The 12467-nt window shown below is 32.5% G+C and carries 8 protein-coding genes and 1 tRNA gene; 4 read left to right on the top strand and 5 right to left on the bottom strand.

Annotated features, from left to right (window positions below; genetic code table 11):
* Nucleotides 1-13 precede the first annotated feature (13 nt).
* Complete coding sequence (gene leuD / locus Q0829_RS16360) at nt 14-610, bottom strand: 3-isopropylmalate dehydratase small subunit (RefSeq protein ID WP_298545117.1); 597 nt, start codon at nt 608-610, stop codon at nt 14-16.
* 148 nt (nt 611-758) lie between these two features.
* Nucleotides 759-2168, bottom strand: coding sequence for a 3-isopropylmalate dehydratase large subunit (gene leuC, locus Q0829_RS16355; RefSeq protein WP_298545114.1), 1410 nt, complete (start codon nt 2166-2168; stop codon nt 759-761).
* A 389-nt stretch (nt 2169-2557) separates the two neighbouring features.
* Here leuC and Q0829_RS16350 point away from each other — a divergent pair.
* Nucleotides 2558-2630, top strand: a tRNA-Met gene (locus Q0829_RS16350).
* A gap of 487 nt (nt 2631-3117) precedes the next feature.
* Here Q0829_RS16350 and Q0829_RS16345 read toward each other — a convergent pair.
* The 3 genes from Q0829_RS16345 to Q0829_RS16335 all read right to left on the bottom strand — a co-directional run bounded on the left by Q0829_RS16345 (nt 3118) and on the right by Q0829_RS16335 (nt 7891).
* Complete coding sequence (locus Q0829_RS16345) at nt 3118-4041, bottom strand: hypothetical protein (RefSeq protein WP_298545112.1); 924 nt, start codon at nt 4039-4041, stop codon at nt 3118-3120.
* Nucleotides 4042-4050: 9 nt separating this feature from the next.
* Complete coding sequence (locus Q0829_RS16340) at nt 4051-7473, bottom strand: hypothetical protein (protein WP_298545110.1); 3423 nt, start codon at nt 7471-7473, stop codon at nt 4051-4053.
* Nucleotides 7474-7639: 166 nt separating this feature from the next.
* Nucleotides 7640-7891 carry a hypothetical protein gene (locus tag Q0829_RS16335; protein ID WP_298545108.1) on the bottom strand — a complete coding sequence of 84 codons (252 nt, stop codon included), beginning with the start codon at nt 7889-7891 and terminating at the stop codon, nt 7640-7642.
* Nucleotides 7892-8432: 541 nt separating this feature from the next.
* Here Q0829_RS16335 and Q0829_RS16330 point away from each other — a divergent pair.
* The 3 genes from Q0829_RS16330 to Q0829_RS16320 are packed head-to-tail and all read left to right on the top strand — an operon-like array spanning nt 8433 to nt 12458.
* Nucleotides 8433-9938: an aspartate aminotransferase family protein gene (locus Q0829_RS16330; protein WP_298545105.1), complete on the top strand. Its 1506-nt coding sequence runs from the start codon at nt 8433-8435 to the stop codon at nt 9936-9938.
* Between the two features lie 7 nt (nt 9939-9945).
* Entirely contained in the window at nt 9946-11280 is a 1335-nt protein-coding gene (locus tag Q0829_RS16325) for a lysine N(6)-hydroxylase/L-ornithine N(5)-oxygenase family protein (RefSeq protein ID WP_298545102.1), read from the top strand.
* The gene (locus Q0829_RS16320; RefSeq protein ID WP_298545099.1) at nt 11277-12458 is read left to right on the top strand and encodes an MFS transporter; all 1182 of its coding nucleotides are present in this window, start codon (nt 11277-11279) and stop codon (nt 12456-12458) included. Before Q0829_RS16325 ends, Q0829_RS16320 begins: the two co-directional genes overlap by 4 nt.
* The last annotated feature ends 9 nt before the right edge of the window (nt 12459-12467 follow it).

Raw genomic sequence — 12467 nt, 5'->3', positions numbered from 1 at the left:
ACCCAAATTATCTTTAAAAAGGACGCGTAGTTGCGAATTTCTGAATTTCTGATTTTATTTTAGTCAGATAATCGATATCATCATATCCGTTCAGCATGTTCTCTTTTTTATAACTATTAATGTCAAAGGATTCCGACTCACCAGAAGTTTTGATCGTAATCGTTTGCTGTGGTAAGTTTACTTCGATTTCTGTATCAGGATTTGTGTCAATAGCTTCGAATATTTTTTCTAAAAATTCTGGACTTACCTGAACGGGTAAAACACCAATATTAAGGCAATTACCTTTGAAAATGTCTGCAAAAAAACTAGAAACTACACATCTGAACCCATAATCATATACTGCCCAGGCAGCGTGTTCACGAGAAGATCCGGACCCAAAATTTTTACCACCTACAAGAATTTTTCCACTATAGGTTGGATTGTTTAATATAAAGTCTTCTTTTTGGGTGTTATCATTATGATATCTCCAGTCTCTAAAAAGGTTGTCTCCAAAACCTTTACGTTCTGTTGCTTTAAGAAAACGTGCAGGAATAATCTGATCAGTGTCTACATTCTCTATTGGTAATGGTACTGCTGTAGAGGTTACTATATTGAATTTATCGTATGCCATTTTTTAATTACGAATTATGAATTGAGAATTACGATTTCAGTATTCCAATTCTAAATTAATGTTATGCTAATGCTTCTTCTTTTAAATCCCTCATTCTTATTTCTCCCAAAAGGAGAAAAGGTTATAGGAATGTGTAATTAATTCTGATTTAGTTTATTACTTCTTCTAAAAGTGTTCTAGGATCAGTTACTACACCGGTAACTGCTGTTGCAGCTGCAACAAGAGGACTGGCTAGTAAAGTTCTGGATCCAGGTCCTTGTCTTCCTTCAAAATTTCTGTTAGACGTACTTACCGCTAGCTTTCCAGCAGGAATTTTATCAGCGTTCATGGCTAGACAGGCAGAACAACCCGGTTCTCTAAGCGTAAAGCCTGCTTGAGTAATAATATCTAAGATTCCTTCTTCTTTGATTAATTCTTCTACTTCATGAGATCCTGGAACTAACCAAGCGGTTATGTTTTCCGCTTTCTTTTTTCCTTTTATAATAGATGCAAAGGCTCTAAAATCTTCAATCCTACCATTCGTACAACTTCCTAGGAATACGTAGTCTACAGGTTTACCGATCATAGCATCTCCTTCATTAAAATCCATATATCCTAAGGATTTTTTGTAGGTAGCGACACCGCCTTCTACATTTGATGCATCCGGGATATGATTCGTAATACCAATTCCCATTCCTGGATTGGTACCATAGGTAATCATAGGTTCGATATCAGCTCCATTAAACGTAAGTTCTTTATCAAAAACAGCATCTTCATCTGTCTTTAAGGTTTGCCAATATTCCATTGCGGTATCCCATGCTTCTCCTTTTGGAGTTAATGGTCTTCCTTTAATATATTCAAAAGTTTTTTCGTCCGGTGCGATCATTCCACCTCTTGCCCCCATTTCTATACTAAGGTTACAAACGGTCATACGACCTTCCATAGTCATGTTGCTGAACACATCTCCAGCGTACTCAACAAAATATCCTGTAGCACCAGAAGTCGATAACTGAGAAATAATATATAATGCAACGTCTTTTGGTGTCACTCCAAAACCAAGTTCGCCATTAACATTGATCCTCATTTTCTTTGGCTTAGGTTGCATAATACATTGTGTAGATAATACCATTTCTACTTCTGATGTTCCTATGCCAAAAGCGATAGCACCAAAAGCACCATGTGTAGAAGTATGAGAATCTCCACAAACAATAGTTGCCCCTGGAAGTGTAATGCCATTTTCTGGTCCAACCACATGTACAATACCATTTTTCTGATGTCCTAATCCCCAATGCGAAATACCCCATTCTGCAGCATTTTCTTCAAGTGCTTTTAGTTGATTGGCGGAAAGTGGGTCTTCTACAGGTAAGTGTTGATTTATAGTTGGTGTATTATGATCTGCTGTTGCAAAAGTACGGTCAGGATATAATACAGTATTACCTCTGCTTTTTATGCCCAAGAAGGCCACTGGACTAGTTACTTCGTGGATGAAATGGCGATCAATAAAAAACACATCAGGTCCATTTTCTATGTTTCGTACTACGTGTGAATCCCACACTTTGTCAAATAATGTCTTACTCATTTTTGCGATCTTTACTACTATACGGATGATGCATTTCGCATCTTCTTATTAAAATGTTAAAAAGGAGGTAAATTTACGAGTTACGATAGATTTCAGCTAATAAAATCATAAAGAGAGGAGTAGTTTTAAGTATATCTCAATTTTAGCTAGAATTTTAGATAATTTGATAAAAAAGATATTGATTTTAGCAAATACCATTATTTTTATTTTAGTATATGATTTAAAATCAGAGTGTAAGAAAGGTAGCTTTAAAAAAAATGTTAGTTTTTGTTAAATATGCTTTGTAAAGCTAAAAAAGGTTGTATATTTGCCGTCCGCAAGGGATAATAAGTGATTTGTCGAGCTCATAACTCGAAGTTTAAGAGACAAGTAAATTACTAATTATATATCGCGAGGTAGAGCAGTAGGCAGCTCGTCGGGCTCATAACCCGAAGGTCACAGGTTCGAGTCCTGTCCTCGCTACTAAAACGAAAGCTTCACAGAAATGTGAGGCTTTTTTTCTTTGAATTTATTTTTGAAGAGGGCTCATATCCGCCTGAGGCGGACACAGGTTCGAGTCCTGTCCTTGCTACTAAAACGAAAGCTTCACAGGAATGTGAAGCTTTTTTCTTTGAATTGTTTTTTGAAGAGGGCTCATATCCGCCTGAGGCGGACACAGGTTCGAGTCCTGTCCTCGCTACAATGTATAATCTATTGATTTTCAAGGTTTAATTTTTATTTATAGACGTTTTTTCTTTTTGAAAAATTATCATTTTTTAACGTTTACGTACCGCATTTACGTACCGCAAATTTGAGTTTTTAGCTCTGAGAATCTTTTTTTCGTCTAAATTGAATTAGATTTTAGAAGCTTACCTGTTTTGTTTGTAAATAAAATTATATTATTTAGTAGTACCGATATTTGTTACTTCTCTAGGTGGTCACTACAGAAAACTGAAAGAAACTTTTTTTATCAATATGTTATTCCAGGAGCAAAAGCTTCTTCCCAATCGTGATAATTCATTTTTTGGATACTTTTTAGACCTTTTATAATTTCAGAATTTTCCCAGTTTCCATCAAGTATTTTTAAACCACCTTCTTCAACCAATATTTTATATAGATCAGATAAATTATCATCAATCTTTCTGGAAACCTTAATCACTTTTTCAGTCAATTTAAAATGTTTATCAAACATTTCAATGCCAGTACCTACAGCTATTCCTATGGCAATTACACCAATAACGCCTACGGCTGGACTAAAAGCAGCTAAAGCTGCAGCTCCCCCTAAAGTATTTATTGTAGAAGCTAAAATTAATCTTGCTGAAGCTTGTAGAACAACTCTTTTTGCAGACTTAATTGCTATGGTCTTGGCAATATATTCTTGTAAGAAAAATTTTGCTGTTACCATCACGCCTTCTCCAACAGCATCTGCAACTTTTCCTTCAATTAAACTTTTTGGAACTTTTGATGCCACAAGAGCTATACTAAGACCAAATGCTTTAGGCACTGATTTCATCTCTTTTCGTACATGTTGAACCGAATAAGAAACCTTAGTCACTTCGATTTTTTTATTAAGCTCCAAAAAAACTAATTTAATTTCTCCCGTTGCATTTACCATGAGATGTTTTATAACAGTCCTAGAGATAATGATAAAATTTACATGTACTTCTTCATATACTACTTTGTATTTTTTAAGCCAGTCGTATGCTTTAAAAGCATCAACAACAGTGCCTGGTTGAGTAGTTTGATTAATTGCTTCTTTAATAATATCATTCAGAATATTAATATCAATCAATACATCACTTTCCTTTAATAATAGATTTTTATTTGGAGATTGTATTGATGAAATTGCTGCTCCTGTATGACTTTGGATTGCGGGATCTAAACTTTTATGCATATTGAAAGGTTATATTCGTTGAGGTATTTCTTTCAGGTAAACTAAATCGACTACCCTAATCAATTCATATTTGGCTTCTGAATCTGATAGTGTAATCTCTTGAACTTGACTTGTCGCTATATCTAATACTCTATCGTCTAACATGATAAGCCAATTACCTTCTGAAAGTGGTTCTAGAAACTGAATTCGGACAATGTTATCGTTTTTGGTGATAGAAAATTCATTGTCATCTACGATTCTTAGTTGCGAATTACGATGTAATATCGCCGCCTTTGCCTCTATAAGTTTTGTCTCCATAGATGCTCTTCGCAATTGTTCTTCCCTCATGGCCTCAGAATATGGTTCTGTACTTGGATTCACTCCTAGTACAGAGTCTACATAAGTGGCTTTGCTTGGTAGGTTGATAAAATGTGTATTAATAGGTTCATTTTTGATTTTCAAATCAATCATGATTTCATTCGAAGTTGAAGAAGATGTCTCCTTATTTCTAACGAATACATGATCAAGATCTACGAGATAGTCATTGTGGATTACTTGCACAATAGATTGATATGCTAATTTAAAGATCTCCGTTTCTTCTTCAGGAGTAACACCGAATGATGATGTTAGTATAAAATCCTTCAAATAATCATTTAATTCTCTTCCTTCTTTTCTGTTAAAAACTACTTTATGTGTGATTCCCGAATCCTGAATAATTTCAATGGGATGAGTAATTTGCAACTCAAAATCTTTAACAAAAGTACCCGCAAAATAAGCATTATAGAGCTTGTGAAATAATAAATTTAATGAGACTCCTTGATTTATATTTTCCAAACTCATGGAAACTGATTCTTCATTACTTGAAGAAATCACCTCTGAAAAATCTTGAACTGTTTCTTCTTTGATAGATTTTGAATATTTACGTGCTGCTCTATCTGCGGTTGACTCAAATTCTTTAGTAAATTCACTTAATGAAGAGGAATCGTTACTGTTTTCACTATAACTAGCAGAACCTGAATTAGAACCATCAGAGGCGGAACCTGTAAGATTAAAACCTGATGAATCTTGAGAATTATCATTTGACTCAGTTCTTATTTCATCTTCGAGTTTTTGTTCGAAAGAGGTCTCATTTCCTGTTGAAATATCTAAAAAGTTTTTGACTGTTTTTCTCTTATCGAGTTTGTTTTCAAAACTTCTCTTATAAGTTATTTCCCTTTTTTCACCAGGAGAAAGCGCAATACTACTGCTTAATTCTCCTAACTCTGTTCCAGCCAATATTTTTCGATATTCTAAATGCTCTTTAATATGTATTTCAGGAAATGAAATTGGCGCTATTCCTGGCATAGGCTTATTAATCACATCATAATGTGTGATAACATTCCCTGCTGAAAATGAATAATCATAAACTGGCACGAAGACTACTAAATTTTTTCTAAAATCATCATCAACAATAGCTTGATCCATCAAATCAATTAATGAAGGGCCATTATCGGTAACATATTCTCCTTTTACTTTTTTTAATACATGTACATGTTTTCCCCTTGTAATGAGTTGTGTTTTGTGAGTTTCCCATATTTCTTCTCCAGGATTAATAGGAATATAGCTTGTATACGAATCCTTACGCTCTACTTTTTCAGTAATTGTTACAGTCACCCATTTGTATTTTCGTCTACCACTCCATGTTCTTCCATTTCGTTTTTTCTTTTTTACTCTTCTCTGGTGATTTTCAGTCCATATAAGACTATTCAGAGTTACTTTATATAGATTTCCAGGCTCAGGTTTCTTTATTTTTAAGTTTTTGATATGCTCTGGTGCTTTGTGTTCGTTCTTATATGGTTGATAAAAGTCACCTGAAACACCTGTTGTGGGAGTTTCTAAAAACAGTTTATATCCTAATGAAGAAGCATCAGATTGTAATTCATTCAATAATTGCTTTATCTCTAAAGATCGTTTCTTGAGTTCCAATAAACGTTTTGATAGTGCATTTAACGTTAGGTCTGTGTATCGATCATAAGTAATCGACTCAGCATTAGATGTTGATTCGAAAGATTTTTGAAGGATTTTTATTTGATCATCCAGAACTTCTCCTTCAGCTTTGAGTAGCCTATATTTTTCTAAAATTAATCTAGCTTCATTTCTCCCTATTGCATATCGATCAGAAATTCCTGAGTCATCATGATCATTTGTTTTATGAAGTAGTTGCACATTCACAATATCTTCATCCCAAGCCTTTTCCCAGTCTGAATTACTGGTAATACTATTTTCGATAAAACTAGAGCCATCTTCAAACTCTAAAAGATAATGTCTATCACTTACTATATCTATAACAACTGTAGATTTTTGAGGGACTTCTTCAAATTTGAATTTAGGAACTGATATTGTATGCCAATGATTATTGTTCTCATCTGCACCTTCTGATTTTAGTTTTCCTATAGAAATTTCTCTATACTCATTTCTTTCTATTTTTGCAGTATATAATTTGTACTCAAAATTATCGGCATTATAGGTTTTTATTATTTGAGCAATTTTATATTGTGCATCCTCAAGACTAACCCATTCATTAATTATAGTTTTAAAACCTGCTTTTGAAATACGAGCTTCCTCTGGAATAAATGAACTGATTTTTTCTACAAACTTGAAAAATTCTAAATCTAAATTGGGGATTTCAATATCTCTAATTTCTTCGATTCTTATGTTTCTATATCGAGGAGGGATAGTGATACGGCCAATCTCAGGAATCTCTCCAATACGAATAGGGACACCAACATCTGAATTGACATTAAAAGATTCTATTTCTGGTTGATCTATTAAACTAGGATTAGAATTATCATAAGGCTTAAATGGTAACTTTTCAGAATGATGAACTTTAGCAATATAGGTCACATTTTCAAGAGCTACCTCGATATTACTTATAGTAAAATTCAAATCCTTACCAATCATCAAATAAATCTCATCACCATTTTTGAATAACCTTGTGTAGGCCATCCATTTCACTGACGGAATTCCTAAACTTGAGAATGAAAGTTGAGTATCATTATGCTCTATATAATACTCATTAACATTGATTGTTGGGTAATAAAACTTGTTAATGCTTTTTTTATCATCAGGCTTTTGTCCCCAAGAATCTTCGAACATTTTTTTTACAAAACGTAGCTCTAAATTGCTGTCGTAAATATTCGACTGTATAATATCATCCCAATTGATCTTGAGTGAACGATAACGATTGAACGGAATAGTCTCTGCACTTTCTACTAAACGATTTTTGAGCTTTGCAATTTTGGCCTTTGCTTCTCGAGTCTCATTGGTATTAATTTCCGTTTGTTTTGAAATTAGTAATTGATCAACAAAATGTCCATTAGGATGTATTGCTATTGTCTTCTGTAGATCTTTAGTGAATTCATTTCGTTGTTTAGTCTGAAGACTATACAATGAATTTGACTTATAAAAATTCATAGTTAATATGTGAATGTTAGTACGTTTTTTTATTTTATGATAAAAATCTCAATTAATTATTTAAGTTTCTTTGAAGAACTTTTCTTTATTGATTTGGAGTTCAAGTCTTTTAAAATCATAATGAAAATAACAATTATCTCTTGTTTTTGAATGAAAAACGTATTTTTCATGGGAAATTTACACGTAATTTATTCATGAGTTCAGATAGAGTTTCTGTTCTTGTAAATTCTACAATTTTTATTTGCATAAAAGATGTGTTAACATAATTAAACTTCGGGATGTAACTTTCACCGGACTTTATATCATTATCATCAATACTTAACTTTTTATTCTTTAAATCAAAAGTTATGTTCTTTTTGTTCTGCCCTAATATTATTAGGTCATTGATTAATAAGAGAAGAAGTGCTAATTTTTTCATTTTAAATGTTTAGAACAATAAACATACAACAACAAAGTATCTGTTGAAATACCCAGTTAAGGGTATTTTTTAAAAACACCTTGATTAATTCCTGATTTTTACACATATAAAAACCTATTTATCAGAGTTTAATAAGTTTCTTTGGAAATTGTAAACCAATATGGAATCTTCAAATAATTGGTTAGATATTTTAATCTTTCCCGCTACAACAAATAACCACTTCTTAATGAAGTGGTTATTTTTGTTTATAATGGTTTTTATAGATCAATCCCAATTGTTTCATTTATGCAAATATTTTAATCGAACCGAAACAATATTTAAGAATCAGTTAAACAATGGATCCAAGCTAAAAACAATATTGATCTAGAAATTTCACTTTTGTTACCTTTCTAATTCTAGGAGTATAATTAATAAATATTGCCACAGTATTAATTCTTAGCACTGTTGTTAATTTACGTCTTTTTTTATCCTAAAAACGTCATGAATTTATTTTGACTTGCATCTACATTTGCAAAACTTATTTAGATCAAATAAAAATAATATGCTCCTCGACACACAAACAAACCTTGTATTAGATCAAAAAATTAATCAATTCTTTGATCCCGAATCAAAAGAAATATACAAAGAATCCATTCAAAAAACAGTTGATTATATTATCGACTTTTTAGATAATGACACCTTTTATAGTGGTGAATCATCAGATAATCTTCGATCAAAAATTGATCTAATAAAAGCAAACCCACAAATTAAACTTTCTATTGATGAAGCGTTACAGGAAATAAAAGAGTTATATCTGGAGCATACTATATCATTTCATCATCCTACTTATGTAGCGCACCTTAATTGCCCCGTTCTTATTCCAGCGATAGTTGGAGATATCATGGCAACATCAGTAAATACTGCTATAGAAACTTGGGATCAAAGTACTTCTGCTACGCTCATTGAACAAGAAATGATTCGATGGATTTGTTCGGAAATTGGATTACCTGATGTATCAGATGGAGTTTTTACTAGTGGAGGAACGCAATCTAATTTTATGGCACTTTTAATGGCTAGAGATCACTATGCGTTTCATCACTTTGGATTAAACCTAAAAGAAAATGGATGGTCCGATGTCGTTTCAAAATTTAGGTTTTTCTGTTCAGAGAAAGCTCACTTTAGTATAAAGAAAAATGCTGCTCTTTTAGGTATGGGATATAATGCAGTTATTCCCGTTGCTGTTGATAGTCAAATGAAAATGCAGTCAGAAGCCCTGGTACAAGCTATTGAAAAAGAAAAACAATTAGGAAATATTCCCGTAGCTATAGTTGCAACGGCGGGAACTACAGATTTTGGAAGTTTTGACCCATTAGATACCATTTCTAAAATTGCTAAAGAATATGATATATGGTTTCATGTGGATGGGGCATATGGAGGTAGTTATGTATTAACAGAAACACACCAATCTCAGTTAAAAGGAATTGAAAAAGCAGATTCTGTTACGATAGATTTTCATAAAACGATGTTTCAACCCGTTTGTTCAAGTGCTTTTTTAGTAAAAGACACCAACTTTTTTAAATATGTATCCTATTATGCAGATTATCTAAATCCACTAGAACACAGAGATGTAGAATGTCCCAACTTAATTGAGAAATCTATTCAGACCACCAGAAGGTTTGATGCATTAAAATTGTGGTTTACCTTAAAAATGACAGGAGCTAAAACAATTGGATCATTCCTGGAAAAAGTACATTATTTAGCATTAGACCTTTATCATAGTATCAAAGATGATATCTATTTTGAGATGATTCATAAACCAGAGCTAAGTACATTGGTTTTTAGATACAAAGCGCCAGGGATCGATAGAGATTCGATACATGATACTATCAATCTTTACATAAAAAATACACTTTTTAAATCCGGACAGGCTTCTATAGCAAGTACAAAGTTTGATGGAAAAATATATTTAAAATTCACCTTGCTCAACCCAAAAAGTACCATTGATAATCTTCTAGAAATCATTAACATGATTAAAGAGACAGGAAGAAATTATACAACTCATAATTAGTTCACTAATGAATACTAAAGAAGAAACAATATACGATTTTGTAGCAATTGGAGTTGGTCCTATGAATCTGGGATTAGCTTGTTTAACAGATACGATAGCAGAACTAGATGGTGTGTTCTTAGATAAAAAAGAGAACTTTGATTGGCATCCAGGAATGATGCTTCAGGATACAACACTTCAGATTCCTTTTATGGCAGATTTGGTAACACTTGCCGATCCTACAAATCCATTTAGTTTTCTAAATTATATCAAGGAACAAGGAAGAATATATTCTTTTTATATCCGTGAAAACTTTTTGTTGCTAAGAAAAGAATACAATCAGTATTGTCAGTGGGCAATTGAGAAATTATCTAATGTTCATTTTCAAAAAGAGGTTACCGAAATAACGTATGATGAAACTAAAAAAATGTACACTGTTTTAGTTCATTGTATGAAAACAAATACTGAAATATTTTATAAAACAAAAAAACTAGTATTTGGAACCGGTACACAACCTTATATTCCTGCCTGTTGCAAAGATTTAAAAGAAACAGCAATCCATTCTTCATCTTATCTTTCGCAAAAATCGACGATACAAACGAAAAAATCTATAACAGTATTGGGAAGTGGTCAGAGTGCAGCAGAGATTTTTTATGACCTGCTTCAGGATATTGATACTAAAAAGTATCAACTTAATTGGATCACGCGTTCTCCAAGATTTTTTCCTTTAGAATATTCGAAGTTAACCTTAGAGATGACTTCTCCAGAATACGTAGATTATTTCTTTGATTTGCCTGCTGAAAAAAGAGATGATTTAATCAAAAATCAAAAGCATTTATATAAAGGAGTTAATCAAGATTTAATTGCTAATATTTATGATTTGATGTATACCAAACAACTGAGTAATGAAGTTGCGATAGGTCTTAGAACAAATTCAGAATTAAAAAAAGCCAATTATGATGAGGTGTTGGATACATTTTATTTAGAAATACATCAAAAAGAACAAGATAAATACTATCAGCATACTACAGAAGCATTAATTCTTGCTACGGGCTATGGGTATCAACAGCCTGCATTTATAGAAGGAATCAAAGAACGCATTCGTTGGGATGAAAAAAACAGATATGATGTGCACCGTAATTATGCTATTGATCATAAAGGCACAGACATTTTTGTTCAAAATGCAGAACTGCATACACATGGGTTTGTAACCCCAGATTTAGGAATGGCCTGTTATAGGAACTCATACATCATCAAAGAGCTAACAGGAACAGATTATTATCCAATCGAAAAACGAATAGCCTTTCAACAATTTGAGGTTTCTGAAGAAGAAGAAATTAAGAAAGAAATCGGAGTATTATGAAAAATTTCTTAATCATAATGACACTGGTAGCAGTAGTAAGTGATTATCTGCTACATCCATTTTACCCTCAATTTTTCGAGAGTCGTTTTGGAGTTACTAATCCTGTTTATGTGGGATACTATTTTGCAGCCATTTGCTTTATGGTGATGATTTCATTTCCTTTTTGGGCTTATGTATCGAAAAAAGTAGTAGAACTTAATATTTTGGTATATACCCAATGTATTGCAGGAATATTTGCACTATGCTGTTTTTGGACCACTTCTTATACCTTGTTTTGGGTACTATCTCTGGTAATGATTCTGTTTAAAGGAAGCTATCTTTTGGTATATCCATACATTCTTAAAATTATAACAAAAAAAGAACACCCTACTACCATTGGAGTATTATCTGTTGTAGTTCATTTAGGAGGAATATTAGGTGCTGTTATCGGCGGATTGACAGTTGATTTAATAGATGCCAGTTATATCTTTTTAATTATGGCAATGGGTGATTTTATCCAAATGGGTATGAGTGGTTATTTGTTAAAGAGTAAAAGGTACACTACTTCAATTGAAAAAGAGGATACATCAATAACCAATACTAATAAACAGCTAATTCCAAAAGGATTTATCCTCAAAATAGGGTTGATAACGATGATGCTTTATTTCAGTGATTTTTTAATTAGGCCCTTTTTTGCCACGTATTGGGAAAGTATCTCTATATACGATTCTAAGCTAATTTCAGGAACTATGTATGCAATTCCGGGTTTTGTTGCATTACTAGCTTTATGGATGAACACTAAAAGAAAGGTTAATAATAATGGATATCAGGGAATCATTTCGGCTTTGCTTTTAGGAGTCATAGGATTGTTATTACAAGGCATTCCCTTTGAAGGAAGCATTATTATTGGGAGGATCATTTATGGATGGGCAATTTTCCAAGGAGTTGTAAAATTTGATGTATTACTATTCGAACTAAGTAATCCAGCATCGTATGCTATGGATTATAGCAAAGTTCATTTTTTTCAGAATCTCGGAGTGTTATTGTCTTCATTGTCTGTAGGAGTATTAGTAGAAAGTACAGGACTTCAAATGCCTTTTATGATTGCTTTAATAGGTTTCATAACAACGCTGATATGCTATTATTTCATTTTTAAAATTGAAATGAAAATAACTTCGAAAAAAATGATAAAAACATAAGTATATCTG

This window comes from uncultured Aquimarina sp. (assembly GCF_947492405.1).
GTDB lineage: Bacteria > Bacteroidota > Bacteroidia > Flavobacteriales > Flavobacteriaceae > Aquimarina.
The sequence above is the reverse complement of the archived record's forward strand: the minus strand, read 5'-3'. Positions and strand labels throughout refer to the sequence as shown.

What these genes read in the sequence shown, in the direction of transcription:
- leuD (WP_298545117.1), bottom strand. Translation starts at nt 610, where the DNA reads ATGGCATACGATAAATTCAATATAGTAACCTCTACAGCAGTACCATTA.
- leuC (WP_298545114.1), bottom strand. Translation starts at nt 2,168, where the DNA reads ATGAGTAAGACATTATTTGACAAAGTGTGGGATTCACACGTAGTACGA.
- Q0829_RS16345 (WP_298545112.1), bottom strand. Translation starts at nt 4,041, where the DNA reads ATGCATAAAAGTTTAGATCCCGCAATCCAAAGTCATACAGGAGCAGCA.
- Q0829_RS16340 (WP_298545110.1), bottom strand. Translation starts at nt 7,473, where the DNA reads ATGAATTTTTATAAGTCAAATTCATTGTATAGTCTTCAGACTAAACAA.
- Q0829_RS16335 (WP_298545108.1), bottom strand. Translation starts at nt 7,891, where the DNA reads ATGAAAAAATTAGCACTTCTTCTCTTATTAATCAATGACCTAATAATA.
- Q0829_RS16330 (WP_298545105.1), top strand. Translation starts at nt 8,433, where the DNA reads ATGCTCCTCGACACACAAACAAACCTTGTATTAGATCAAAAAATTAAT.
- Q0829_RS16325 (WP_298545102.1), top strand. Translation starts at nt 9,946, where the DNA reads ATGAATACTAAAGAAGAAACAATATACGATTTTGTAGCAATTGGAGTT.
- Q0829_RS16320 (WP_298545099.1), top strand. Translation starts at nt 11,277, where the DNA reads ATGAAAAATTTCTTAATCATAATGACACTGGTAGCAGTAGTAAGTGAT.